Raw genomic sequence first — 26,578 nt, 5'->3', positions numbered from 1 at the left:
TTATTAAGCTTACTTTTTTGTTTTGTCAATGCGCCTACTGTTAAGTAATGCCGTTTTGTTTTTTTCAATACCTATAAAGTTCGCAATCACTTCGCATTTTGTCACCAGCGCAAAATAAATTCTAGGATCTTTTTCAAACATCAGTCCCTCGAAATTACCCTGACCTTTGGCAATAATAACATCAGCTTCGCGATATGCATTCATGAATTCGGCACTGCAGCGGTCGAGCAGAGTAGAAGGGGCATCGTTTCCGTTATGAATAACTTTAGCTAAATCTTGCAGGCCGGCAATACTGGCATCTTTCATGGTAGCATCGTTAATCACCGGAAAACCCCTTACGGCGACCGTAATATCTGCATAGGCGATTTGTTCCAGAAATAGTTTATCGAAAACTATTTCTCCGGCATTATCGGCCAGATAGAGCACTTTAGTATTGTTTTTAATGCTATTGAATAAGGAGCTGGAATCATCAATGGCAAGCTCCTGTTTTTGTAATTTACCTATATCAATGGCAATATCGAATTTATGTCCGGGACCAAAATCAATGATGTTGGCTGCCAATGCCAATTTTATGGCCTGATATGCTTTGTATGAGGTTTGGTCTAGGTTTTTACGCCATTCCTTTACTATTTCAAGCGCTTTGCGGTTACTTTCAGCCTTTTCTGATTCGTACGGATCCTCTACTTTAAGGTATTTGCGAATCATGGCGTGTATCGCAGCAGCAGCATACGGATTGTATTGTTTCTGCAGTCCGGTATATTTATCAATAAATTCGCCCACAAGCTGTTTTCTTACATCTTCAGGCGGGGCAAATTTTTTAATTTGTTTCTCAAGTGTTCGCAGGTGACAAAAAAAGCAGTCTGTTTGCATATGGAACCTTTAAAAAAAGCTGCTCCCAGTGAAATAATCAACTATGAAATGAATTTAGTGTGTGTGAACCAAATATAGCGTATCTTGCTCTGCCAGCAAATTACGCTTTGATATTGAAATGTTCGGGGAGCAGCTTTTTATTCTGTTAAATATTTCTTCCGCGGCCGTTACGTAAGCCTCTGCCTAAGCCTCTTCCGCGGCCTGCAGGCTTTCTGCGTCCCAGTCCTCGTCCTCGGCCTGGCTGAAATGTGTCTCTGGATGTTGTTTCAGTATTTGCCTGAGATTCTGCAGGTTTGCCACAGTTTCCAAGGCCTCTGCCTGTTCTTGGACCTTCTCCTTCCGGTCCTCTATGATTTAAGCCTGGCATAATTACCTCCTTTTTTTAATTCATATTGTTTATGATATGTTCAACCGTTTGGCTTTGATCGGCTGGTACAATCATTTGAATTTTTAATTGTTCTAATAGTGCTTGTGCTTTAGGTCCAAATTCTGTAGCAACCACCTGGGTTACTTCTTTGTTGGCCAAAAGCTCTACTACCCGTGTGCCTACGCCACCCTGATCATCTCTGTAAGGATTTTCGATAAACTCAGTTTTGCCCGTATTATGATCGTATATGGCGAAATATGGGCAACGTCCAAAACGCTCATCAAGGTGAGCTGTCGTGTTTTTGTCTTTTGCTGTAATTGCAGTTATCATATTGTAAATTTTATACAAATATAATGAACATATGTTCAATTAAAAAATTTATATAAAAAAACTGTCTCATGAAAAGACAGTTTTTTTCATAACCCTGGTTATATATTATTTTTGGTTATCCTCATTTGATTCTCCGGTTTCGTTTTCTTTTTGTTCCTCTTCAGATTCTGGTTCACTAAAGTCAAGCATGTCGTGTTTTTGCAGCAAATTGTACCAGTTAATTACCTTTTTAATGTGGTTAGGATAAACTCTATCCTCATCATAATCAGGAATTACTTCCTGGAAGTATGAAATAAGTTCATTTTTTGAAGATTTATGATTGATGGACGGGCCACCATTTTCTTTATCACTAATGGCCTTGAAAACATCTTTCAAAGGTAAATCATCATCTTCAGTGAAAATTGCAATATCTTCGAGGGCACTAATTTTAGCAGCCGCGTAAAATGGCATTCTTCTCCCTGTTTCAATATTTTCAACAATTACACCTTTTGGTGTCTTCGACACTAACTTGTACAATCCGGGCTCACCGGTAATGGCTAAAATATCTTTTAACATAATAGTAGCTTTTATTTTGTGCGACAAAGATAGAATTATGATGGTTTGTAGGAATCAAATTTTTCAAAAAGTTTTGTGTTTTCTTTTTGCTAATTCATATTGCGCTCTTTCTTAATAGTCTCATAAGCTTCCGAAAGTTTTTGAAACTTATCTTTTGCCTTTTGCTGGAAATCTTTTCCCAAATGAGAAACCTTATCCGGGTGGTATTTGACAGCCATTTTCCGATAGGCTTTTTTTACCTCTTCGTTTGATGCATCAGACTTAACGTCCAATACATCGTATGCCCAGTTTGTATTTTTAACAAACATAGACCTTACAGAGCCAATGTCTCCGGCTGATACGCCAATGCGATACCCGATTTCATCTATCACTTTTTGCTCAGATTTGTCAATTTGACCATCGGCCTGGGCAATTCCATATAAGAAATGTAGCAATTGGGTACGCGAAGCATAATCCATGTTGGCCTCGATTTGGGCGCAAACTTCATTAAGCGGAATGTTCTGCTTTAATATATCTCTGAGCATGCGCAGCGCTTCTGATGCTGCATCGGCGCCAAATGCCTGCATGAAATATCTTTTTACGTAATCGAGTTCTGACTTAAGTACTTTACCATCGGCTTTCATTACGGCTGCAGTAAGCACGAGTAGTGTCATGGCGTATCCGCCAGTTGTGGTTGCCCTTCGGCCTTTTTGCGATGGTTCAGCTTCTTTTTCCAGGTAGGCTCCTGCAACAAATCCTACAATACCTCCCAGGGGACCAAAGAGAGCCCATCCAAGTCCGCCTGCAATCCATTTCCCAAATTTACCCATGAGCTAAAAGTTTTAAATGTATTTTTTTTACCTGCGACGTTATACTGTTTTTGTTATCATTTATAATTATGAAATCAGCATAATTATTACGCTCTTCGTCTCCGAGTTGCGCTTCCATTCTTTGCAAAATCTGTTCCTTTGACAATTTGTCACGTTTGCGGATTCGTTCGATTCTTATATTTTCGTTTGCTACCACATTAATAATTTGGTCCATTTGTTTATGAAAACCGCTTTCAATTAATATGGCTGCTTCATGCAGGATGTAGCCGGTTTTTTGTTTGGAAACCCATATATTAAATGTGTCTCTTACTTTTTTGTGGACCTGCTTATTTAGTTCAGTGCGTAATTCGGGGTTATTAAATATTTTTTTTGCCACAAAAGGTTTATTGAGCGTTCCGTTTGCTGTGTAACTTTCATTTCCCAATAATTGAATTATGTTTTCCTGTAGGTTATTGTCTGTGCTCATCAAATTTTTTGCGACATGATCGGCATAAAATACGGGAATTTCGAATAGTTCTTCAAATACCCTGGCTACCAAGCTTTTGCCAGAACCTATTCCTCCGGTGAGACCTATTTTTAACATGTAAAGAGATTATTTTTCGTTGATAATAAATCTGGCCTTCTGGGGCCAATAGCGCAAAATTTTAGCCTCTTCAGGGACAAAGAGTAAATTTATATTCAATTCTTGCGGCTCATTTTGTTTTTCAATTTCTTTATAGTTTATGGCTGCCTGGAAATCACTGGCATCAATAATTTCATAATCTTCAAACGAAACAAGATAGGTTATATTTATTTTATTTGGGAAAATTGTGAGGTTTATGGAGTCGGGTTTATTAGTAATGCTGATTGGCACTTGTATGGTGTTTTCGGTAAACTGCTCTGTGCGCAAATCTATTCTGACTTTTTTACGCATAAGATTGCACTGTTCAGGAGCTATTAAATCAGCCGTGTATGATTTGTTTTTCTTTATTTGCTCATCTATAATGAGTTCTGTTTTAATGTAATCCAGTGTATCCAGTTTTGTTTTGGGACCATTAACTATAACGGAGTCAGGTGTTGTTAAAAGGTTTCCTTTTTGCCTGTATTGGGGTGCCCATGAAAAATTGGTTGCTGGTTTAATGCCAATTTTCTTTTTATGTAGTTTATCGAAATGCAGCCGCAGCGTTGAAGGCCTGACATCTAAAACTTTTATTTCGTCGTTCAGGAAACGCTCGAATTGCTCCTTTTTACTGGAAAGGTAGTACTGAAAGTGTACATTTTCCTGATCTTCCTGGTTGCCAGAAAAATACGACTGCAAGTCGAGGTTAAATGGCAATGCAATAGACCCAAGGGTATATTTGAGTAATGTGAATCCGCGTCCTGAAACCTGAAGCTGTACTTCTGCAGGTATTTCGCCAATCATAACGTAATTGTCCGGAATATTATAAAATTCAACAGGGCAATCAATTTCTGTAATGTAATCTTTCGATAAGGCATTCATCAACCACAGAAAAGCACTAATCGCAATGAAAATCAGGAAAATGGGAATTCTGCGATCAATATTTTTTAGCTGGTTCAGCCAGCTATCTATTTTTGGTTCTTTTTTATTACTTTTCTTTTCTACTGCCACGAGTATTTTTTTAAGCGAATATAAGAAAACCTTACGAGTTTTGATGGGGTTACTCTTAAAATGGTATTATAAAAAAAGCTGCCAGTGATAAAACTTAAAGGTTTTACCAAACAAGCAGCTTTGAATTATAAGCTTCTTAAAGATTTAGTTTTTCTGCAATTAGCGATTTGCGTTTGCAATTTCGCTAGTGTCTTTTACCAGTGCAGTTTTGTCAACTTTAACTCTGGTATTGTCTGAGATTTCTAAATCAACATGTTTTTCACTTACATCAGTTACTTTTCCATAAATACCACCAATTGTAAGTACTTTATCGCCTTTTTGAATGTTTTCTCTGAATTTGCGAGCTTCTTTTTGTCGCTTCATTTGAGGGCGAATCATGAAAAAGTAAAAAATTACAATTATGATCAGCAGGGGTAGAAATGCCCCTAAACCTCCGGTTTCGCCTTCTGGCGACATCATTAATAAAATGTCCATAAAGTTTATTTTAATTTGGTACTACAACATTTGCTTCGATTACTAATTTTTTTGACGCTGGTTGTGCATTTGTAAGCACTGTGACAGCTTTATGCTGGCGCCCCTTACGACCACCACTGGAAAAAGTGACATCGATTTTTCCGGTTTCGCCTGGAGGAACCGGTTTTTTTGTATAAGATGATACTGTACAACCACAGGTTGAACTTGTGGAACGTATTAAGAGGTCTGATTTTCCAGTATTCTTGAATCGGAATGTATGGGTAACAACTTCTCCCTGTATGATAACTCCAAAATCGAAATATAATGGGTTATCACTATTTTCATCAACGAAAGTAATTTCAGGCATTTTTGCATTTTGGTCATTACCTTTACCACTAACAGGGTTTTTCACCATGTCAGCGGTAACAGTCTCTTTGTCTCCACTGTTACATCCAAATGCAAGTAAAATAATGAATATTAATCCTGTGATCCGTATCATAATTTCAATAATTTAATGGTTGTTTTTGTCTTTATCAAAAATTGAACCATCAATTTTGTTCAGTTCATTATTATTTTTTAGTTGGAGTACAATTTTATCTAAAACTCCATTAACAAAGGTATTGCTTTTCTCTGTGGAATAGAATTTGGCCATTTCAATATACTCGTTGAGTGTCACCCTGACAGGAATTTCAGGGAAATTCCGAAGCTCAGTGATACCCAGAGCTATAATCACTTTGTCCATTAACGCAATTCTGTCAAGCTCCCAATTGCTGGCGGTCTTTTTTATAATTTCCTGGTGGTCTTTAAAGTGTGCTGTGGTTTTTTGGAAAAGAGCGTAAACAAACTCCTTGTCAGCCTCATTCTTAAACAGCTTCATGGGCTTAAGTCGATAGGTTCTTTTTATTCTTTCTACAGTTCTGATATTCATACTCAGCACAAGTTCAATATCGTCGTTCCAGTAGACAGATTTTTCTTCAAGTGCTTCAAAAACCAAATCTGAAGCGGCAATTATGTCAGTAAGAATCGTTATTATAACTTCTTTATGCGCTTTATGATCTGGTTCTTCTTCTCGCACCATATATCGATTGTAAAAATTGCTTTCCTCAATTTCATGCGCCAGCTTTTTTACAAGGTCGGTATTGTCATTCCATGTAACATGATTATTGCGCACATAACTTTGGATTTGTTCGTCATTTACAATTGCCTGCATAGCAGGGTTTTCTATGAAGCGCATATTGGGATTTAACTCTTCTTCTGTGGGCAGGTGTTTTGCTTTTTTGCGCTCAATTTCCTGCAAAAGATAGTTGTGTATTTCTATGAGTAGCTGAAAAAAAGTATAGTAAAGATCTTCAAAGCTCGTAATGCTTTTTTGTAACTCTTTATGGTACTGTTCTATAGAACCTTCAGGGTTGCGTAACCATGCATAAACGATGTGCATGTTTTTTATTCTGAGTAACCTTCTGCTTATCATACTCCTTCAATTTCCTTTGTTGAACTGCAAAAGTAATGGAAATGTCTTTATCATCAGCATATCAGCTGATATTTTTATTAAAATCATTCAAATTATATTGTAGGACAAGCTAATTCGTGGATTTTAAAGTTGCATAAAAACAGAAAGCCAGGAACAAAGCTGACTTTATACCAATAATAATAGTTTTATGCCGATTTTTATTCTTTAATGTTCTAAACAAAAAATAATTTCTATTTTTGTCAATGATTGTTGAAATTGAAAATGTTTGAATAATGGAAGGATTTGAGAACAAAGCAAACGGCAAAGACAAAGGGAGAGAAGAGATTTATGCCAAAGCAGTTAGAGCCGGTAAACGGACTTACTTTTTTGATGTAAAGGCTACACGCAGGAATGATTACTACCTGACCATCACAGAAAGTAAGAAAAAGTTTAACCAGGACGGTACTTTTTACTACGAGAAGCATAAACTATTTCTTTACAAAGAGGACTTTGACAAGTTTGCTGAAGGATTGGAAGAAGTTGTTGAATACATCAGAGCCAACCAACCTGAGCTAAAACCGAAAGATAACCACGAAGACCAAAGCGAAGGGAAAGAGGGGGCAACCGAAAAATTTACCGACGTAGATTTTGACGATCTGAATGACGAAAATAACGCCTAATTAACAAGGGGCTGTCTGAAAATGTCTGTATTCGCTTTTGCAGGATTTTTTCTTGCATAGAGATATTTGTGTGCGTACCTGTTAGCAAAGTTGTATGAGGTTGTAATAGCACTCATGCAATAAATATTATGTGCGAAAATTCCTTCTCCATCAGTTGACAGAGAAGGAATGTAAAACGATTTTTTCTGATAGTCCCTTTTTATTTTTTTACCGATAATTTTTGATCGGTATTTACCAGCCCGGCTACCAACTGAATAATTTCTTTCATACGCCCAAAGTCAGTATTATCAAATGTATCATATACCGTATGATAATGTTTTGAGGGCGCTAATCCTGTTGAAAGAAAAATCGCTGGTATATCGTGCTCTGTAAAATAATAATGATCGCTGTTTGGTGTGTTTTCTTTTATGATTAGTGTGTCAACCAATTGGCCATGATTATTTATTGTCTTTAGCTGCTTTACAAGCCGTGGTTCATTTTTTCCATTCCAAACCTGCAATCCGGCCTTCCCGAAACCAATCATATCCATATTTATCACATAACTGATGCGTGACTCCGCAATGGGTAAGTTTTCTGTGAAATATTTAGAACCTATTAATCCGGCTTCTTCGCCACTGAAACCTACGAACAGAATACTTTTTTCCGGTTTTGTTTTTTGACCAGTCAAAAAATGAGCGAGTTCTATCATTGCAGCCGTTGAAGATGCATTGTCGTCAGCACCCGGGTAAAATGCTTTTGGACCCATTTCTCCAAGATGGTCATAATGTCCGCAAACAATGATAATCGAATCGTGCTCTGCTTTACCTTGCAGCATGCCCATCACATTATTTGTAGTTATGTTGTTGAATTCTGTTTTAAGTCTCAACTCCAGTTTTTTTGCCGACTTGTTAAATGCTTGCTTTCTGATATTAATGACAACTTTTTCGCTTTTTTTGCGGCCATATACCACATAATCTTTGATTGCATCTTCCTGAAGCAGAATAAATTTGTCGGCCGCGCTGCCAAATAAGATTTTTGCTGCAGAGTCGTACATTTCACGGTTTTTTCTTAAATCATCAAGATCAACAACCATAAATTGATTCTCTAAATCGATTTTTTGAATCAGAGAAGCCATTTTCTCCGGATTTTTTAAGTGTTGGGCTTCAATCATAGTGAGGTCCCAGTTTCCTTTAATACCAGGACTATTTCTTCTTACAACGTAATCAGCCCCCGGGATTAATTTTTGTCCATCGATTTTTAGTTTAACTTTTATGATCTGATTCAGATCGAAGCTAAATGGTTGTTTCCATTTTCCATTAACAGGCTGTAATCCTGATTTTTCGAATTCAGATTGAATGTATTTGCCGGCCTTTTCGGCTCCCCGGTGTGTGTAGCATCTCCCATGGTACTTTTTTGATGATAACTCTTTTACAATGGATTTTACACGATCGACATTTTGTGCCTGTGTTGAACCAAAATACAATAAGAAAAGAAAGAGAAACGGAAGCATTAATTTTAAATTTTTCATAATGTCGTTTTAAGGGTTTATAGATATGAATACCAAACTAAACACATGCCATTTCAGTTAATGCCTAGATATACAGTTATTTAGTGGATATGTATGGATAACCGAATTGTACGTTTTTCCTGTACAGTGTACGGTATTGATGCAGAAGGTGCGATTGCTTAATGCCGTGTATTGGAAGATTTTATTTTAGCTTTTATACACTCACTTTCATTGCTTTTGAGATAATTCCTGGTTGACTCTGGCAAAAATTCTTCAATTTCAGAAAGGCGATCGTCTTTTATGGCCTGACGTACTTTTGATGCACTTATGACACTGGTTTCACCTGTAGTGGTTGCTGCCTTTTTCCGGTCAATTTCGATTAACTTCACACCTGCACGTGGCAAGAGTGCTTTCATGGCATTATTGTAGGCGAGGGTGGTGGCATCATAATTTTCTGTACCCACATAACGCCGTGTGATACCTAAAACGGGAACGATGTATTTGATGAAAGTTCGGATATCCAGCTCTGCCTGTTTTTCAGCTATCATTCCGGGGTTTTCATTTTTTAAAAAATAGGAGGGGAAAATGGTCCCCGAAACAACGTAATCGCCCCCTTTAAGCATAAAAACATTTTGAAGGTGTGCTATACCTTTTTTTATTAGTTCCCATCTTACTTCAAAAGGAAAGCTTGAACGGTCTTCCTCCACTACAAAAAGATACAGAATTCTGCTTTCCTGCGCAGCTTTTTCAATCAAATATTTGTGTCCGTTTGTAAAAGGATTGCAATTAACAACAATAGCAGAGACTGGTCCCGTTGATACATCCTGTTTTTGCTTGCGCAAATATTGCTGGTAGGTTTTTATGTTTTCATAGCCAAATTCCAGCACAGAGAAAAGGGGAGGTGCAGTTGCTATTTCTGTAAACCCAAGACCCTCAAATACTTTAGTGTTTCGCGGAAGTGTGTATACAAATATGTTTTTATATTCTGTAAGGAGTTTATCCATTAAATGTGTCACAATTTGTGAGAAGGCGGCAGAAGAACGGTAATCAGGAGCTACCGCCACATACTTCAATACGTGGTTTTGGTATGATCCGGTGCCTATAATATCATCGTTTAGTGTATAAAGCACCATTGTATAATCCACATCTTCTGGCGTATAGTCAAAATCAAGTTTCTTAAGAAATTTGGAAACAAACTTTACATCAAAAGGATTTTCTATATCGAGCACTTCCTCACGAAAGTCAGCATTTTCAAAACTCATAGGGCTTTAATAATGGGTTAATGGTACAAAGGTAAATGAAAATCGTTAGGGCCAAAAGGTCTGCTGATCCTCCAGGAGATAGATTCTTATTTTTTGTCCATTTGCAGAATTCGTTGTATGTATGGTTTTGTTTTTCGAGCAGAGCAACTTTACTTTCCTTGGCTTTTTGTTTAAGTATTTTCAGGAGCTCTGGGCCACCTCTGTGAATTATATTGCTATCAATATTTTGTTCCATAATGCTTAACAGGCTTATTTTTAGAGTGGCGCTTAGCTCTTCGATTTTTTGCTGCGGACTGAAATGCCTGGTATACATGGGTATAATTCCACCCTGAAAAACTGCAGGTAAGCCGTCCATCACCTGTTGTCTGATGCCTGCTTTCAATTGTGGAAAGGCTTTTTGAACAATATTGCCATGCGTTTGCTCATAGACCTGTGCCTTGTCGTTTTCGATATGTTTATTGTAGTTTTTCAGCCCATTTTTTATTGCCTGTATAGATATTGACTCATTTGTTTTAATAATATCTGTGATGATTTTACCCACAAGCAACATCAGAAATATAGCGCCTTTGTGGGTGTTAATTCCTTCTGTAGCAGCATTCATCTTTTTTTCTGCCTGTATACCCCAAATCCGCATATCTTCGATCGTAAGATTTTGATTAGGATCAAGGCATTTTAAATAGAATTGATTAAATATTGGAGACAGTGCTGATATAGACCGTGAAAATGTATTGAAGTCCATATCGTTATGCGCCCCATTGTCGAATGGGCTTACCAGGCCGGGTTTAGGATGCAGTGAAGCTTCAGTGAAAAGCGCATAAATTGTTAGTTCTGTAAGTTTGTGGCTTTGATTTTTTCTATGGTTGCCAATCAAAAAATCTTGAATCTTATTCTGCTGGAATTTTTTTAATTCTTCTGTAGTGTGTCGTTGATTGCGCATACAATCTATTGCAGGATACTGCCCGCAGAAAAAACATACTTTTTGTTTTTCACTGCTCACGATTTCTCCGGATTCATCAATTACATCCACGTCTATAAAACGGCCAAGCACTTGATTAGCTTCAAAACGCTCTGAGATTATTTTTATCTGTGCTGAGTCTTCCGGTGCATTGATACAGGCTATGAAAGTTAAGCCGTTGTCGTTGTCAATTATTTTAGCTGTTTGCGGACTTACAGGTAACCTGTTGGCATAGAGGTGTTCATGCAATTTGTTCAGCGTGTGGAAGAAAAACTTTCTTTTTTGCCTGTCTGTTTTGGGCCACCCGGCTATATTGAGCGCCATACTCACAACCGGCAGTTTGTATTGCTGAATCAAAGCGTGTTTTATGGCATGAATTGATTCTCTGGCTGCGAGTACTTTCTCTAGCGGTGTTTGAGTCATACATTATTTTTATCAAACTTTGATTTGTTTGATGGTATCTATTATGGTGCCATCTCTGTATTCTATTACGCCCACGATTTTGTTTGTATGTTCAATTTTTGCAGGTGTACCCGTAATTTTATCAACCTCTTTTTCCAGGTCAGCAATTTCTCTGACATGCATTCCTGCTTCCAATAGATTTGCTTTGAGCTCTTTGTTTTTTGGGTTCACACAAATACCACGTTCTGTTACAACAACATCAACACTTTCACCGGGTGTAACTACATTGTTTACATTTTTCTTTATAATGGGTAATCGTCCGCGAAACGAGGGGCACACTACCACTGTAAGTTTAGCGCCTGCTGCAGTATCAGAATGTCCGCCTGAAGCACCTCTTACTTCGCCCTCTGAGCCTGTAATGACGTTCACATTGAAGTTGACATCGACTTCCAGCGCACCCAGCACAACTACATCGAGTTTATTAATCATGCAGCCGCAATTGAAAGGATTGGCATAAAGCCCGGCAGGTATTTCAATGTGATATGGATGTTCTTTAAGTGAGCTGCTCACAGCTGCATCGAATGATTGTACATCGAAAATAGCATGAAATAAACCTTCATTTAACATATCGACTCCATACGATGTAACACCACCCAGTAAAAATGAGCCTTTAATGTTGTGTTTTTTCATTGCTTCACGAATAAACCGGGCCACTGCCAATGAAGCACCTCCGGCGCCAACCTGAAAGGAAATTCCGTTTTTGAAATAACCAGAATTTATAATGGTATCAGAAGCGATACGAGCAATTCTTAAGTCAAGTGGAGCTTTTGTAATGCGTGTTGTACCAGAGGCAATTTTCTTTGCATCGCCAATGGTATCTGTGGCTACTACGTAATCTACATAGTTCTGCCTGATTGAAGGCGGTACACAAGGGTAATCGACCAGGTTGTCTGTTACAATAACCACCTGTTTGGCATACCAGGCATCAATCATGGCATATCCCATAGACCCAAAAGCTGAAGGGCCATGCGTGCCGGTTGCATTTCCTTCTTCATCGGCTGCTGAGGCTGCAATTATGGCTAAGTCTATTTGTATTTTTCCTGTTTGTACACTTCGTACACGCCCACCATGTGAGTGAATGACAAAAGGTTTTTGTAAAACCCCTTTTGCACATGCTTCACCTATTGTTCCCCTGATACCTGAGCTGTAAATCTGTGTGATTGTGCCATCTTCGATATAAGGTAAAACGGATTCGTGTGCTGAAGTAAGGGATGATGAAGCCAGGGTTATATCTTTAATACCCATGTTTGCCAATATCGTTATGGCTTGTATCAGAATACAGTCGCCACCCCTTAAGTGATGATGAAAAGAGACGGTCATGCCATTTCTGGGATTACATTTTAAAATGGCTTCTTCCAGGTTGTTGTGCATTTTGGAGCTGTGGGGTAACCGCGCCTTAATGGCTGGCGGTACAGTTTGCTCGTCCATCCAGCCTTTTTGTAGCTTATTCCATACACCCTGATAGGGTTCAAGTTTGCCAAGGCCTTCCAAATATTCTGGTATTTCTATGTTAAGGGCGTTTTTTATCATTTTTTATTATTTGACCGGTTCTACTTCAATGTCGGCCAATGCCAGTGTGTGCATTGCCCTTGTAACTACAGGCGCATCAACCATTTTGCCGTCGACGGCGAATACACCGAGGTCTTTGGCTTTGTTTTCATAGTAGGCTTTTACAATACGGTATGCTTTGCGTATTTCTGTATCGGTAGGTGTGAAAACTTCATTTACAATACTTATTTGTCGTGGATTGATGACTGCTTTGCCTGTGAAACCCAGCTTTTTTATGTATGCGGTTTCTTCCCTAAGACCTTCTTCATCTTCAACATCGGCATAAATCGTGTCCATGGCATCTATTTTAGTAGCTTTTGATGCCATTACAATCCGTTTACGTGCATAGTCAATTCCATAGTTGTCTTTAGATTTCTCGATTTGCATGTCGGCCGTAAGATCCTGACCACCTATGGTTATGGCGTCTATTCTTGGGGAGTGGGAAGCCAGTTCATACACGTTTTGTACGCCAAGGGCAGATTCAATCATCACGTGTATTTTCATTTTATCATGAGTCAGGCCATAACGATTTTCAATTTCTTCAATTATTTTAAGAACCTTGCTTAGTTCCTCAACGGTTTCGGTTTTTGGAAGCCGCAGGGCATCGGGCTGCAATGGAACGATCTCTTCAAGGTCCGCTACTCCAAACGGTGTATTGATGTGATTCACTCTGATGGTGATTTCACAACCGTAGTAGTCAACTTCTTTGAGCATATTACGAACAAGAATACGGGCCGCATCTTTTTGGTTCAATGCCACCGCATCTTCCAGGTCAAGCAATACACTGTCGGCTCCGTAAACTCCTCCTTGCTGCAACATGGCCGGATTATTGCCCGGAATATATAGCATGCTCCTGCGTTTTTTTATGTTGTGTGTGTTCATAGTAAACTCTAAATTTTTATTGCAAAGTTCCTTTTTGCATGTCAAGCGATCTTTTTACAGCAGTCTCTACACGCGCTTTGATTGTAGGCGTAAGTGCACCTTTATCTTTGGCAATAAGATGGACGCCACTTATATCGTATGCTTCTAAAACCTGGTTTATCGCATTTTTTATTTGTTGCGAAAAGTGTTTGTCTACATTCGAAGAGAGTTCAATTGAGTTTTCTTCACCATCGTTTATGGGTTCAATAAGCACCATGATGTCACTCGATTCAAACGTGCCGGCCTGGGCTTTATGTTTTGGTTTCATCCTTCTATAGTTTGGTTTATACTCATCGGTTAATACCTTCAACTGTAATTTCGAACATCACAGGCCAGTATTTTCCGGTAGCGTATAGTTTTTCATTGTCTGCATCCCATGCTATGCCATTAAGAACATCTGCCTTAGCAGGTAATTTTGCTTTTTCTTTTAGCATGCTTAAGTCAATTTCTTGTAATACCTTACCTGTAGCCGGGTCTATCATCAAAACAAAATCTTCTCCATATACATTGGCCAAAATTTTATCATTAATGTATTCCAGTTCATTTAACCGGGAAACCGGTCCATTTTGGTCATATACAGAAATTTGGCGTGTTTCTGTGAAGTATTCACGGTCGATATAGTAAAGCCTGTACGAGCCGTCGCTCATAATGAGCGATTCTCCGTCATTGGTCAAACCCCATCCTTCAGTCGGATAGACGAATTCATACAATTGTTTAAATGAATTTACATCGTAGACAAATCCAGTGTTCGACTGCCAGGTAAGTTGATAGATTTTATCGCCAATTACTGTCATGCCCTCCCCAAAAATATCATCTTTTAAATTGATAATGTCAATAACTTTTCCGGTTTCAATATCAATCTTGCGCATGGAGCTTTCCTTGTATTGGCCTGTGCTTTCGTAAATAAAATCCTTATGAATTTCCAGTCCTTGTGTATAAGCCCCAGGGTCATGATAAAGCTTTTGCACAATACGGGCCCTGGTTTTTTCAGGAGTGATTTCGGAAAGTACTTCTACAAGTACCTGATCACTGCTTTGCTTATCATTTAAATAACTGCGTAAAATAAAATGTTGTATGCCAACGGGCAGGTCTGTAGGTACAACAACTTTTTCACCTTTACTCAGTTTTGCAATGCGTGTTTTGTTGGCATACCAAACCACACTGTCACTTTTTTTAACATCTTTCCATTTCCATTCAAAGGTAATCTCTTTACCCGGGACAATTTTGTAGTTGACTTTGGGTTTGGTTATGTCCAAATGTTTTTTTGAAGGTTGGGCTTTTTTTCGTGAAATGGTTTTTCGGCCCTCAGGAATATCGTTGCATGTTGCCAAAGCAGTAAGGACAGTAAATATTATTAGTATGGATTTAACGCTGAGTTTAGTAGGCATATTTTGGATCTCTTTAAATGAAATGATAAAACTATATAAAATCAATTTATTACAAAATTATAACAATCGACGATTGATTATACCTTTGTTAGCATAAAAATGCCCGGATAATTTTTAATTTAACGGTTTTAACCGGTTGTTTGGTTTATGAAATCTATCAATAATGCAAAAATAAAGACCTGGAGCATAATAATAGGCTCGGCTGTGCTTCTTTTATTTTTTATTTTTTCGCATAAATTTTTAGACTACAGTAACAACTACGCTCAACTTATTTTTAGTGAGCGTGGGGTGCTAATGAACGCAACTCTTGCAGCAGATGATCAGTGGCGTTTTTCACCCACACTTGATGTTCCGGAAAAACTGGAAAAAGCTATTCTGACTTTTGAAGATAAACGGTTTTATCACCATCCGGGAGTTGATCCAATTGCTGTTGCAAGGGCTTTGTGGCTAAATGTGCGCTATATGCGTAAAGTTAGCGGGGCTTCAACCCTAACCATGCAATTGGCCCGGCTAGGCCGTAAAAAAGCACCCAGGTCCATTGGCGAGAAATTGCTTGAAATGTTGATTGCATTGCGACTTGAGCTTCGGTACTCAAAAAAAGAAATTTTAGGTTTATGGGCTGCCAGGGCTCCTTACGGTAGCAATGTGGTGGGATTTGAAGCCGCATCATGGCGTTATTTCGGACGTAGCCCCGATCAGTTGTCATGGGCAGAAGCATCTTTACTTGCTGTGCTGCCTAATTCTCCTGCACTTATTTTTCCGGGTCGCAATCAGAGCCGCCTGGAGAAAAAACGCAATAGCTTGCTGGAAAAATTGTATGAAGAAACAATAATCGATTCACTTACCTGGCAGCTAGCGCTTGATGAACCTTTGCCAGATAGGTTTTACAGTATGCCCAGGGCTTTGCCGCATTTGGCTCAGCACATTGAGCGACTTGAAGGGAAGCGAAGTTCAAACCGTTATGTTGTCAGTATTGATCCCCTTTTACAAAAACGATTAGCGCATTTAGCTGCAAGATACCAGCAGCAATATGCCCGGCAAATGGTAAGAAATATTGCAATTATTGTAGCTGAAACACGCACTGGTAAGGTGTTAGGTTATATTGGTAATGCAGGAGACACAAAAACCCCTGGAGTACAGGTCGATGTAATTCAATCTCTACGCAGCACAGGTTCATTGTTGAAACCATTTTTATACGCAGGAGCACTATCAGAAGGATTTATTGCCCCAGATGAACTGATCAAAGACCTACCCGTGAATTATTCCGGTTACAGCCCAAAAAATTACAGTAATGAGTATTTCGGTGCGGTACCTGCATCAGAGGCATTGTCACGCTCATTGAATGTGCCCATGGTACGTTTGCTCAGGAGGTTTGGTGTCGATCGGTTTCATCGCAGGTTAAAAGAAATCGGGATGACTTCATTGAACAAATCATCTACACATTACGGACTGTCATTGATTTTGGGCGGAGCAGATGCTACCTTGTTTAACCTGACAGGGATGTATGCCGGTTTGGGAAGGCTGTTAGTAGAGTACCCCAGGTTATCGGGGCGCTATAATGAAAAAAATTACCACAAGTTAAGTTTTTCCAGTAGCAAAAATGATGAAAGAGTATATGATGAACCTCCCTTAACCGCCGGCGCTGTTTGGTACACACTTGAAGCTATGCGAAAGTTAGAAAGGCCTGTGGGCGAGGGGAGGTGGCAGCAATTTTCATCATCGCGCAGGCTGGCCTGGAAAACGGGCACAAGCTACGGATTTAGAGACGCCTGGGCCATTGGTTTGGATCCCGAATATACAGTTGGCGTTTGGGTCGGGAATGCCGATGGAGAAGCGCGAGACGGTTTGGTGGGTGTGCTTAAAGCAGGACCTGTACTTTTCGATGCTTTCAGACTGCTGCCGGCAGCTGAAACCTGGTTCCCTGTTCCCTGGGATGATATGAAAAGCACTGAAATATGTAAACTAAGTGGTATGCCGGCAGGAGACTATTGCAGTAAAACCAGGCAAATGCATATTCCACACCGTAGTTTACGTACAGGGAAATGCCGGTATTGCCGTCCGGTAATGCTTTCAGAAGACCTTAAAGAGCGCTATTTTGTACAGTGTGCACCTGATAATATTGTGGACACAACATGGTTTGTTTTACCACCGGGAATGGAGTGGTTCTATCAGCGCAGACACAGTCGCTATAACCCTTTACCACCTTTGTCGGGAGCTTGCCGGAAAACAGGTCAGGATCATAACCCAATAGCATTTGTATATCCACATTCAGGTGCGAAATTGGTGATACCATACGATTTGAGCGGTAAGCAACAGGAAGTAGTATTTCAGGCTGTACATCGATATGCAAATTCGATTTTATTTTGGTATCTTGATGATCGTTTTATTACAAAAACCAGTAATTACCATCAAATTGGCATAACACCCGAAAAAGGTTGGCATACGCTACTGGTGGAAGATACAAAGGGTTTTCGTAAAACATTAAGATTTAAAATTGAAGAAAAAAATGCAACGCGACGCAGCGTTCAAAAATAATTAACGTCATACATACAGAAATGAGCAAAACAAAAGTAGACAATCGACAGCTCAATGTGCACGCAAAGCTTGTCAAACAGTGCCGGAAAGGCAGCCGGAAAGCTCAGTTCGAGTTGTACCAGCTTTTCTATAAACAAATGTATAATGCCAGTTTACGCATTGTGCAAGATACACAGGAAGCTGAGGATATAATGCAGGAATCGTTTATTACTGCATTTGAAAAACTGGATACTTATAAAGGTGAAGTACCCATTGGAGCATGGCTAAGACGCATAGTTGTAAACCGATCGCTCGACGCGCTTAGAAAGAGAAAGGTTGAATTTGAGACACCTGATGTGATTAAAGATGAACCAGAAGAAGATGATAATGAAATGCAATTTGACCTCAGTATTAATGATGTAAAAGCCTGTATAAATGAATTGCCAGATAATTACAGAGCAGTTTTATCGCTCTATTTACTCGAAGGCTACGATCATGAAGAGATTAGTCAAATATTAAATATAACCAATTCAACTTCACGCTCGCAATATGCTAGAGCAAGAAAAAAATTGCAGGTGAAAGTAAAAGAAAAGATGCAAACATTAAGTTAAAAATTGGACAAAAACATTAAATTATGAGCAATATAGAGGAATATATAAAGAAAAACAGAGCAGCTTTCGATAGCGAAGAGCCTCGTGCCGGCCACGAAGCCCGGTTCCTGGCAAAATTGCCCCGTCAGAAAAACCGGACGGTAATATATCTCAGGTATGCCGCAGCTGCTGCAGTTATAGCATTTTTGGTCACATTATCCGGTTTGTATATTCACGACAATTGGATAGCCGAACCAACACAAAAGCTACCCACCCTGGCTGATGCCGGGCCAAAATATGCTGAAGCAGAAGCTTATTTTGTATCCACAATTCAACATCAGCGTAATACAATTGATAAGCTCAGCGGTGATAATATGCAGGTCGAAAAAGCACAGATGGAAAAAGACCTGAAGGAGATGGATAAGCTTTATAAACAGCTGCAAAAGGATTTGGATGCAAATCCGGGCGATCCCCGCGTAATTAATGCTATGATTAAGCACTACCAAACGCGCATTAATGTAATGAAGCAAATAGTTGAGCAACTACAAGAAGCAAAAAGAATTAAATCACATAAAACCCAGAACCATGAAAAAGTATCTTTATAAAATCACAGCACTGTCAGTAGCACTTTTATTTACATTTGCTGCTGCACAAGCCGATGACCTTAAACGCAGTAAAAAAGAGGTGTATAAGGTTGCAAAAGGCCACTCACTCATAGTTGAGACGCGTTTTAGCGACGTGAATATTGTAAAATCAACCACCGATCAGGTAGAAATTAATGTTACCATTGAGGTAGAAGGAGACAGCCGGAGAGATAAGGCTCTATTCGAAGGAGTAAAAGTGAATTTGAAACAGAGCGGGAACGAAGTCTCGGTTATAACTGATTTACCAAGCCGGATAAATAGCAGTGACCTGGAAATCAGGATTGATATTAAAGCGCCAACATACATACAGGCCAATATAGATTTACAATATGGTAATTTATATCTTGAGGAATTAGAAGGTAAAGCAGATCTAGATCTGAGGTACAGTAACTTCAAATCTGATGTTTTAGCCTCACCAGATAATCAATTTCAATTGGCTTATATGGACCAGGTTACAATTGGTTATGTAAATAAGGCATTGATTGATATAAGCTATTCAGAAATAAATATAAAAAAGGCAGGCGTGCTATCGGGCCGGAGTGCTTATTCTGAATACCGCATTGGCGATATCGATCAGTTGAGTTTGAGTATGAGTAAGTACGATGAGTGGGAGATCAATGAAATACTGGACTTTTCTGCTACAAGTCGATATGCTGAAATCGAGATAGGCTATGTAAAAAAATCTTTTGTGCTGGACGCCAATTTTGGGGAGTGTGAAGTAAGTAAAACCTCTGCCAACTTTAAAACCATAGAGCTTGACCTTAGCTATACCGACTGCGAGATGAATATAGACGGCAATGCATCTTATACATTAAAAGTCGATGGAAGTTATGCCGATGTGGAATATCCAAAAGACCGTTTCGAAGGCTCTTTCCACTCCAGAATGATGTCATTGTCTATTGATGGAACCATTGGCAAATCGCCAACCGGAAAAGTGCTAATTGAGACTTCATATGGTGATGTAGAATTGTAAGAGAAATAACAAAAAAATGTCCCTGTAGAGGTTTCTGCAGGGACATTTTATATTCTTAAATTTTCAGGTAAGTTTTCTTAATTCTGCACAGCGCTCTATTGTTTGCACAATTTCCTGATTCGATAATTTGTCACGATTTAAAATTAAATCAAACATTTCGGCCTCAGGCTTATCTCCCTTGTAAAACTTCATAAATTTTTTGCGTTGTTGGTCGCGTTCTTTTATGCGTTTAATAGCTGCTTTTTTATCAAGGTTAAACCTTTTCATTATTTGATTTATTCTGTATTGATCAGGGGCTATTAATCTTACATGCAATGATTTTTTAATGTGTTTTGCCAATACGCAGCCTGCGCGGCCTACAATGATTGCATGACCTTGTTCAGCATATTTTTTGACAATATTGCTAATTAATCTTTTTATTTGAGGATCTCTGGCATATCGTTTTATTGAAAAAGCAATGGCCATATCCTCAAAAAAGGACCGTTCGTTGGCGGCGAAAACATGCGCTATTTTTGAAGGGTCAGTTTCAAGGGTCTTGGCAGCTTCATCTAACACCTCTTTTGCAATCCATTTCCACTGGTATTCTCCCCGCTTTTCTTTTATTGTAGTGTTCAGCTGTTCAGATAGTAGTCGTGCAATCTCGCTTCCATAGCATCCATATTGTCGTGAAATGGTAATTACAGGACCCGGTTCGCGTTGGGTCTGATCTTGTTCTTTACGAACACGCTCACTAAGGTATTGCAAAAGAATGTTGTCCATAATTCTTATTTTTTTCTGTAGCAAAAAGTTAATGAAATTATGGATATAAAGCAATTTTTTTAATCAGTGGGCTTCTAAAAAGTTTTAAGGCAGATCACCTATTTGGAGTTAAAATTACGTAAGCCCCTGAAACTGCTTTATCCGGATCTGAAAGTGGAAAATAACCTGCAAGCGGTAAATCATTTCGCATAATTAAAGGATAATCATTTACAAGTTGATTATGTATTTCTGAAAATGGCTTTTGGGGGTTTATGTGTATGTGAAAGCTGCCGCCAGCTTCAGAATGTATGAATTGTTCCAGTTGCAAAGCTATCAGCCCCATGTTATAGCGCCAATTCACTTCCACAAAAGGATGGATGTATGATTCATCATTGATTTTCACATGCATTAGGTCTACTCCGGCATAACCCTCATAGCGTTTGTCAATACCATTTATTAACAGGGCTTCTTTTATTTTTTTTGCAAGTGTTTCTATCCAGGCACTGCTATGGCTATTTTTTATGTTGGGTTTTATGATGTTTTGTTCATACTGGCCATTCTTATTTGTTTTAAACTCGCCATAACCCACATATTGAATGTGGTTCCTGTAAATATGAAAATGCAGCGAGAAATCCATCGTTTTATTGAGCAATGGTTCCACCATAATGTGCCCCTGTTGTTTCAATACCGAATTTATCCACTGACGGTTTGAGGTGTTTAAATAACCATATCGCAATATTTGTATACCTCTACCTGAAGCGCTCCAGGGTGCCTTAAGCACTAGTTTTGGCCATTTTTCAAAAAGTTTTTCAACCGCTTCTGTCGAGTTGGCAACTTCAGGATGATATCTGTAGGGCAAAAATCTATCATGGGGGTATTGGGCTACAATTGTTTTAAGAAGTTCAAGCGCTGTTGACCGTCCATAGAAACTTTTACTTTCGGCTTTCCACTGACTTGAAGGACTTTTTTTAAAGTCAGCTGATGTGTATGATTTAAGGTCTTTTAATTCATTGTGCATTGCCGGGCTCCAGCCCCAGGGATGCAATTCGTCAGGGAAAGAGCCATTTTTTTCTATATCCGCAGTCAAATGAGCTCTGTCAATTAGTTTAGGTTTGAGTTTTACTGTTTTGTTTAACCATTCATTGAATATTGCTGAAGGGTAACGATGTACTGCCAGTAAATCATTCCCGGAAGTGAAAAGTAGCGGTAGGTATTCAAGGTCTTTTTCGAACTGTTGCAAATGTTTGTTTGCTGACCAGGATATGGTTCCATTGGCAATGGCCATTTCACAGGTCGGATTAAATATAAAAAGTTTTATTTTTCCACTATTTGGCGGCATGTGATAAATATTTGAGAAACAGTATATATGTTAGAAAAACATACAATTCATTAAGTTTTTTAACAAGTTGAAATATGTAATTAGGATGTTTTTTTAAACATAAAACTCTATATTTACATCTGTTAGTAACCGAAACAGCTCAACTATGCAACAAATTAACGATTTTTTACTCACTCTGCACAGTTATTTGGGTGGTCATCCGTGGTTTGTATTTCTTTTATTAGGTACCGGATTGTTTTTTACCCTGTATTTAAGATTTCCTCAGATTCGATATTTTAAACATGCTATTCGAGTCGTGAAAGGGAAATATGCCAAAGAGGATGATGAAGGAGACACATCGCATTTTCAGGCATTAGCTACAGCACTATCAGGGACTGTTGGTACCGGAAATATAGCCGGAGTAGCCCTTGCCATTCATTTGGGTGGGCCGGCAGCCCTGTTTTGGATGTTGGTGACTGCCTTCTTTGGAATGACACTGAAATTTGTTGAAATCACCCTTTCTCATAAATATCGCGACTTTACTTCAGACGGTACAGTTTCAGGTGGACCAATGTACTACATGCGCAAGCGCTTAAACATGAAGTGGCTGGCTGCTTTTTTTGCTATTGCTACTGTATTGTCATCATTTGGATCGGGAAGTTTACCTCAAATTAATTCCATTTCGAACTCGGTTTTTGCAACTTTTGGAGTGGACCATGTCATTACGGGTATAATTATGGCGCTGTTGCTCGGATTTGTAATTATTGGAGGAATCAGAAGAATTGCGAGGGTTACAGAAAAGCTCGTACCTGGTATGGCTTTGATTTATATAATCGGTGCTTTTGCTGTTATTGCTTATAACTACAGTAATATTGGACCCGCATTAGCATCTATTTTCACCGATGTTTTTAATGGTACATCAGCAGTGGGAGGTTTTATAGGAGCTAGCTTTGCTTTTGCTTTTAATAATGGCGTAAACAGAGGACTTTTTTCCAATGAGGCAGGACAGGGGTCAGCAGCTATTGCTCACGCCAGCGCCAGAACAAAAGAGCCCGTTTCAGAAGGTTTGGTAGGTTTGTTAGGACCATTTATCGATACAATTATTATTTGTACCATCACCGGTTTGGTGTTGCTTTCATCTGGTGTGTGGTCTAAAAAAGTTCAGAATGAATTTCAGGAAACCGACATCGTAGTGCTTGACCGCCAATATGATCCTTCCAGTGAAGCCGATCACCAGGAAATGAAGAATTATCTGATGGAAAAAGGTGATGCGGGAATGTTTACGGGCACTTTGAACGTGGTTGACGGGGAGATCGAAAATAAAAATACACTATTGCACGCTCGATCAGTGGCTGAAGATGTAAAAGTTTATAAAAATGCCAATCCCTATACCGGGAAAATTAAAGTTGATGCCGGAATGCTCGACACCCAAAGTGGCGAAATTGTGTTAAAAGGTAAATCGTTAATTCATAGTGCCCCCTTGACGGCGGAAGCTTTCACTAAAAGTTATTTTGGCGATTATGGACAATACATAATTTCAATAGGATTGATCCTTTTTGCCTTTTCAACTGCCATTTCGTGGTCGTATTATGGCGATCGTTCCATAATTTATTTGTTCGGATCAAAATATGTTATATGGTACCGTTTAGCCTATGTGGTGGCTTTCTTTTTTGCCAGCTTTACCGATACTTCAATCATTTGGAGTTTATCTTATCTGACAGTCGTATTTATGGCCATTCCGAACCTTTTCGGCATTTTAATGCTACGTAAAGAGGCAAGGTCAACGATTAAAAAATACTGGTTCGACTTTAAAAAGGAATTCCCGAATGAGAAGTCTCCTGAATAATGAATGAATTGTTCATGGAGATAAACAAATATTTAGATTAAATATACATTATTATTTGCCAATACATAAATTGTTTGTGGGTCGCCCGGTTTAAATAAAATTTCGCCAATACCAGCATGTTCCTGGTAAATATCCGTGAGCATCATTTCTGGATTCAATCCGCCCTGGGTGCTTTTAAATATCCCATAACCACCCCAGTGATGGTACATTCCATTATTATGTACTTCGGCAATTCCATATATAATATTGGGGTTGTTGGGGTGCACAATAAAATCTTTTACGCCTCCGGGCATTTCAGGCGTAAGGCACACCCAGTTTTCGCCACCGTTTAATGTTTCCCATAACCCGGCACTGGCACTGCCAATTTTGATATGGTCTGAATTGTCAGGATTGATCCAAATTGAAGAAACCCTGCCAATATTATCAGGAGTGTTGATATGCCGGGGTCCAAGGCTAGTATATACTTGTCTGGTGTTTTCAGATCGATCCTGGTTTTGAATGGATTTAATTAAAGACCTGTAGTAAGCTGCATAGTTGCCCTCATGATCAACCCTGTGTCCCCAAAAAGATTCATATCGCGCAAAGCGCTTTTTTAATCCTGGGTCACTAATTGCTTCCGGGTGTTGATCGATGTAGTTGATAAGCTCGTTGTAATTTTGAGATGCTTCTCTTAGGGTCGTTTCTGAGTTTTGTGCTATGCCACTGAACCCTAAAGTTAACCAAATGAATAAAAGAATGATTCGTTTCATGACTTGAGTTATTTTGATTTAACAATAAATTTACCTTTACTGTGTTGTTGATCCTGATCCTGATCCTGAATAAAATACATGTAAACCCCCTCGCGTAGCGGAACATGATTCATTAAGAACTCGTAACTATTAATCTGGTTATTTTGGTAGATGATACGGCCAGTGGGGTCGGTAATCATTATTTTTGCGGGAAAGCCAGTGCTTTTGGGCAGCTCTAATCGTGAGCATTCCGTCACTGGATTGGGATAAAGTTTTACATCTAAATTGCCCTCTGTTTCGTTTATGCCTAAATATTCGCACCAATACATGCCATATACTCCATATTCTGTTATTGCTAAGCCGGGCACGGCATTTGTCCCATAATTTAAGAATGTGAGCCTTGTATGAAATTGATCCAGAGCACCTACTCCATCATAAGTGTACTCTGCACCCAAACTAATCCCAATTTCGTGCACAGTATTTGTTGCGCTAAATACTTTTTCTCCTGTGAACAATGTTTTCGTTAAGCTGTCATGAAAATATTGGTCTAAGGTTTCCCAATACCAATCTACAGGTTTAGCCTGAAAAAAGCCAGCTAGATGGCTGCTGTCTGCTATATTGTACCATTCCAGGCTGTCCCATGAGACTTCGCATAATATGCCTGTACTATCACTTGCTCCAATAAGCTTATAGTCTAATACAAAAGCAGCGTCCCATAAACAATTTGTATTATAATTGGAGTAATCATGACTCAAACTAATGCTTATTGTGTGTTGGTCCGGGCCCTGGATGGAATCGTCTAAATCCTGGGCAATAATAAGCTCGTTCTCAAAATCAGGCAAGGTGCTATACCCGCATTCCCATGAGGTGTCCATATTTACACGAACTCCGTCATTCCAACTAATCGTGTCAAAGTTTGGGAAACGGAATGCTCCTTGGAACTGCCCTAAAAGTTGAAGTTGTATGAGTAGTAAAAATAAAATAAAAAGAATTTGTTTCATGACTAAATTGTTTTATTGTTCAAAAATAAACTTTCCGCTTAAGAATTTTTTACCGGCATCTACCAGGCTGTACATATAAATCCCTTCTCCTAAATTGATGCGGGGAAATGGAATTGTCTTCCCTTCTTGTACAGTTTGCTGGTGCAGTATCCGGCCGTTAGGGTCCATAATTGTTAATTGTACAGGGTATTGAGTATTATCCGGCAGTTCAAATTTGGAACATTCTGTTACCGGATTAGGGTAAAGTTTAGCCTGTAGTTCCCCCCGGGTTTCATCAATACCAATTCCTTCGCACCAAACCCATAAGAAAATTTCCGGTGAAACAAAGGCAATTCCGGCGTGGGATGTGGTGGTTTTACTGATATAAGTGATCCGCATATGCGATTCCATAACCGACCCGGCATCCTCCCATGTCCAGTCATGCTCCAATCTAATATTAAATCCATCCCAATCTGCTTGAGGTAACCATACAGGTTCTCCATCAAGATTCCCCGTTGAATCAATTTGGTTGTAAAAGTCTGAGGCTATACCCGTATGCGCGATGTAGGCCGCCTCATCTTCACTGTCCAGCAAGTTGTACCAATGCACACTATCGGGCGAGACTTCTATTAGCAAACCGGTGCTGTCAGGCACGCCGCTGAATTTTGCTTTAAATGTGCTAAACTGGGACATAAAAACGCAATTGTTAATAAAATCCAGTGTATCGCGGCTCACGCCGAAATACATTTCCCAGCGGCCCGTGTCTTGAATGTATTCGCTGGTATCGGTGCACAATTTGTACGGCCCCCACGAGCCTTCCTGCCATTCGAATTCCGGCTTTGTGGGTATACCGAATTGCCAAAGACTGTCCATGGAATAAACCGGAGGTGTTCCACCAACATCCCCATTTGACCCGAATCCCAATATGACACTTTGGGCTAGTGTTCCTGAGGCGAAAATGGCGGTTAAAAATACGGTTAAAAGAATTTGTTTCATTTGGTGTGATTTTGATTTTTATGGTCAAGACCTGTCCCGATGACTAATCGGGATTTAGCTCGCCAATTAATGCTAGATATCTATCAGACAATATTTTCTGTTTGTA

28 protein-coding genes are annotated in these 26,578 nt (G+C 39.1%); 6 read left to right on the top strand and 22 right to left on the bottom strand.

Annotation, left to right across the window (positions count from 1 at the left end; genetic code table 11):
* Nucleotides 1-9: 9 nt before the first annotated feature.
* The 10 genes from VJ937_RS10270 to nusB form a co-directional block, all read right to left on the bottom strand.
* Entirely contained in the window at nucleotides 10-870 is an 861-nt protein-coding gene (locus tag VJ937_RS10270) for a damage-control phosphatase ARMT1 family protein (protein WP_324066806.1), read from the bottom strand.
* A 145-nt stretch (nucleotides 871-1,015) separates the two neighbouring features.
* A complete protein-coding gene (locus VJ937_RS10265; protein WP_324066805.1) occupies nucleotides 1,016-1,237 on the bottom strand; it encodes a DUF5320 domain-containing protein in 222 nt (73 codons plus the stop codon).
* Nucleotides 1,238-1,252: 15 nt separating this feature from the next.
* On the bottom strand, nucleotides 1,253-1,567 hold the full coding sequence (locus VJ937_RS10260; protein WP_057954726.1) for a NifB/NifX family molybdenum-iron cluster-binding protein: 315 nt from the start codon (nucleotides 1,565-1,567) through the stop codon (nucleotides 1,253-1,255).
* Between the two features lie 105 nt (nucleotides 1,568-1,672).
* Entirely contained in the window at nucleotides 1,673-2,122 is a 450-nt protein-coding gene (locus VJ937_RS10255) for a DUF5606 domain-containing protein (protein WP_324066803.1), read from the bottom strand.
* An 89-nt stretch (nucleotides 2,123-2,211) separates the two neighbouring features.
* Nucleotides 2,212-2,931, bottom strand: a complete 720-nt coding sequence (locus VJ937_RS10250) for a TerB family tellurite resistance protein (protein WP_324066802.1) — start codon at nucleotides 2,929-2,931, stop codon at nucleotides 2,212-2,214.
* Nucleotides 2,924-3,514, bottom strand: a complete 591-nt coding sequence (gene coaE / locus VJ937_RS10245; protein ID WP_324066801.1) for a dephospho-CoA kinase — start codon at nucleotides 3,512-3,514, stop codon at nucleotides 2,924-2,926. Before coaE ends, VJ937_RS10250 begins: the two co-directional genes overlap by 8 nt.
* 9 nt (nucleotides 3,515-3,523) lie before the next feature.
* Entirely contained in the window at nucleotides 3,524-4,540 is a 1,017-nt protein-coding gene (locus tag VJ937_RS10240; RefSeq protein ID WP_324066800.1) for a hypothetical protein, read from the bottom strand.
* Nucleotides 4,541-4,699: 159 nt separating this feature from the next.
* Nucleotides 4,700-5,014 (bottom strand): preprotein translocase subunit YajC, encoded by a 315-nt coding sequence (gene yajC / locus VJ937_RS10235; protein WP_057954731.1) that lies wholly within the window; start codon nucleotides 5,012-5,014, stop codon nucleotides 4,700-4,702.
* A gap of 10 nt (nucleotides 5,015-5,024) precedes the next feature.
* Nucleotides 5,025-5,492 (bottom strand): DUF1573 domain-containing protein, encoded by a 468-nt coding sequence (locus tag VJ937_RS10230; protein ID WP_324066799.1) that lies wholly within the window; start codon nucleotides 5,490-5,492, stop codon nucleotides 5,025-5,027.
* Nucleotides 5,493-5,504: 12 nt separating this feature from the next.
* Nucleotides 5,505-6,464, bottom strand: a complete 960-nt coding sequence (gene nusB / locus VJ937_RS10225) for a transcription antitermination factor NusB (RefSeq protein WP_324066798.1) — start codon at nucleotides 6,462-6,464, stop codon at nucleotides 5,505-5,507.
* A gap of 272 nt (nucleotides 6,465-6,736) precedes the next feature.
* Here nusB and VJ937_RS10220 point away from each other — a divergent pair, with 272 nt between their 5' ends.
* A complete protein-coding gene (locus VJ937_RS10220; RefSeq protein WP_057954734.1) occupies nucleotides 6,737-7,123 on the top strand; it encodes a DUF3276 family protein in 387 nt (128 codons plus the stop codon).
* 199 nt (nucleotides 7,124-7,322) lie between these two features.
* Here the strand turns inward: VJ937_RS10220 and VJ937_RS10215 are convergent, their stop codons facing one another.
* The 7 genes from VJ937_RS10215 to VJ937_RS10185 all read right to left on the bottom strand — a co-directional run bounded on the left by VJ937_RS10215 (nucleotide 7,323) and on the right by VJ937_RS10185 (nucleotide 15,145).
* The gene (locus tag VJ937_RS10215; RefSeq protein ID WP_324066797.1) at nucleotides 7,323-8,630 is read right to left on the bottom strand and encodes a M28 family metallopeptidase; all 1,308 of its coding nucleotides are present in this window, start codon (nucleotides 8,628-8,630) and stop codon (nucleotides 7,323-7,325) included.
* A 158-nt stretch (nucleotides 8,631-8,788) separates the two neighbouring features.
* Nucleotides 8,789-9,871, bottom strand: a complete 1,083-nt coding sequence (gene citC, locus VJ937_RS10210; protein WP_324066796.1) for a [citrate (pro-3S)-lyase] ligase — start codon at nucleotides 9,869-9,871, stop codon at nucleotides 8,789-8,791.
* Complete coding sequence (locus VJ937_RS10205) at nucleotides 9,861-11,249, bottom strand: triphosphoribosyl-dephospho-CoA synthase (protein WP_324066795.1); 1,389 nt, start codon at nucleotides 11,247-11,249, stop codon at nucleotides 9,861-9,863. The genes citC and VJ937_RS10205 overlap by 11 nt, the downstream gene beginning before the upstream one ends.
* 12 nt (nucleotides 11,250-11,261) lie before the next feature.
* Nucleotides 11,262-12,818, bottom strand: coding sequence for a citrate lyase subunit alpha (gene citF / locus VJ937_RS10200; protein WP_324066794.1), 1,557 nt, complete (start codon nucleotides 12,816-12,818; stop codon nucleotides 11,262-11,264).
* A 6-nt stretch (nucleotides 12,819-12,824) separates the two neighbouring features.
* Nucleotides 12,825-13,685, bottom strand: coding sequence for an HpcH/HpaI aldolase/citrate lyase family protein (locus VJ937_RS10195; RefSeq protein WP_324066793.1), 861 nt, complete (start codon nucleotides 13,683-13,685; stop codon nucleotides 12,825-12,827).
* A gap of 49 nt (nucleotides 13,686-13,734) precedes the next feature.
* Entirely contained in the window at nucleotides 13,735-14,025 is a 291-nt protein-coding gene (gene citD, locus VJ937_RS10190; protein WP_057954739.1) for a citrate lyase acyl carrier protein, read from the bottom strand.
* Between the two features lie 22 nt (nucleotides 14,026-14,047).
* Complete coding sequence (locus tag VJ937_RS10185; protein ID WP_324066792.1) at nucleotides 14,048-15,145, bottom strand: glutaminyl-peptide cyclotransferase; 1,098 nt, start codon at nucleotides 15,143-15,145, stop codon at nucleotides 14,048-14,050.
* 147 nt (nucleotides 15,146-15,292) lie between these two features.
* Here VJ937_RS10185 and pbpC point away from each other — a divergent pair, with 147 nt between their 5' ends.
* From pbpC to VJ937_RS10165, 4 genes are read left to right on the top strand one after another with little or no spacing between them, the layout of a single operon-like run.
* Nucleotides 15,293-17,680, top strand: a complete 2,388-nt coding sequence (gene pbpC, locus VJ937_RS10180) for a penicillin-binding protein 1C (RefSeq protein ID WP_324066791.1) — start codon at nucleotides 15,293-15,295, stop codon at nucleotides 17,678-17,680.
* 20 nt (nucleotides 17,681-17,700) lie between these two features.
* Entirely contained in the window at nucleotides 17,701-18,270 is a 570-nt protein-coding gene (locus tag VJ937_RS10175) for an RNA polymerase sigma factor (RefSeq protein WP_324066790.1), read from the top strand.
* Between the two features lie 23 nt (nucleotides 18,271-18,293).
* Nucleotides 18,294-18,854: a hypothetical protein gene (locus VJ937_RS10170; RefSeq protein ID WP_324066789.1), complete on the top strand. Its 561-nt coding sequence runs from the start codon at nucleotides 18,294-18,296 to the stop codon at nucleotides 18,852-18,854.
* Nucleotides 18,835-19,866 carry a hypothetical protein gene (locus VJ937_RS10165; RefSeq protein ID WP_324066788.1) on the top strand — a complete coding sequence of 344 codons (1,032 nt, stop codon included), beginning with the start codon at nucleotides 18,835-18,837 and terminating at the stop codon, nucleotides 19,864-19,866. The genes VJ937_RS10170 and VJ937_RS10165 overlap by 20 nt, the downstream gene beginning before the upstream one ends.
* 63 nt (nucleotides 19,867-19,929) lie before the next feature.
* Here the strand turns inward: VJ937_RS10165 and VJ937_RS10160 are convergent, their stop codons facing one another.
* Together VJ937_RS10160 and VJ937_RS10155 are read right to left on the bottom strand one after the other, a co-directional pair.
* A complete protein-coding gene (locus VJ937_RS10160) occupies nucleotides 19,930-20,625 on the bottom strand; it encodes a cytidylate kinase-like family protein (protein ID WP_324066787.1) in 696 nt (231 codons plus the stop codon).
* 94 nt (nucleotides 20,626-20,719) lie between these two features.
* On the bottom strand, nucleotides 20,720-21,943 hold the full coding sequence (locus tag VJ937_RS10155; RefSeq protein WP_324066786.1) for a hypothetical protein: 1,224 nt from the start codon (nucleotides 21,941-21,943) through the stop codon (nucleotides 20,720-20,722).
* Nucleotides 21,944-22,088: 145 nt separating this feature from the next.
* Here VJ937_RS10155 and VJ937_RS10150 point away from each other — a divergent pair, with 145 nt between their 5' ends.
* The gene (locus VJ937_RS10150; protein ID WP_324066785.1) at nucleotides 22,089-23,768 is read left to right on the top strand and encodes a sodium:alanine symporter family protein; all 1,680 of its coding nucleotides are present in this window, start codon (nucleotides 22,089-22,091) and stop codon (nucleotides 23,766-23,768) included.
* Nucleotides 23,769-23,800: 32 nt separating this feature from the next.
* Here the strand turns inward: VJ937_RS10150 and VJ937_RS10145 are convergent, their stop codons facing one another.
* Genes VJ937_RS10145 through VJ937_RS10135 form a run of 3 tightly spaced genes read right to left on the bottom strand, consistent with a single transcriptional unit; the run spans nucleotide 23,801 to nucleotide 26,472 of the window.
* Nucleotides 23,801-24,517 (bottom strand): hypothetical protein, encoded by a 717-nt coding sequence (locus VJ937_RS10145; protein ID WP_324066784.1) that lies wholly within the window; start codon nucleotides 24,515-24,517, stop codon nucleotides 23,801-23,803.
* An 8-nt stretch (nucleotides 24,518-24,525) separates the two neighbouring features.
* On the bottom strand, nucleotides 24,526-25,497 hold the full coding sequence (locus tag VJ937_RS10140) for a T9SS type A sorting domain-containing protein (RefSeq protein ID WP_324066783.1): 972 nt from the start codon (nucleotides 25,495-25,497) through the stop codon (nucleotides 24,526-24,528).
* Nucleotides 25,498-25,509: 12 nt separating this feature from the next.
* Entirely contained in the window at nucleotides 25,510-26,472 is a 963-nt protein-coding gene (locus VJ937_RS10135) for a T9SS type A sorting domain-containing protein (protein ID WP_324066782.1), read from the bottom strand.
* Nucleotides 26,473-26,578 lie beyond the last annotated feature (106 nt).

The organism is Salinivirga sp. (genome assembly GCF_035268865.1).
Taxonomy (GTDB): domain Bacteria; phylum Bacteroidota; class Bacteroidia; order Bacteroidales; family Salinivirgaceae; genus Salinivirga.
This window is presented reverse-complemented; position numbering and strand designations above follow the sequence as displayed.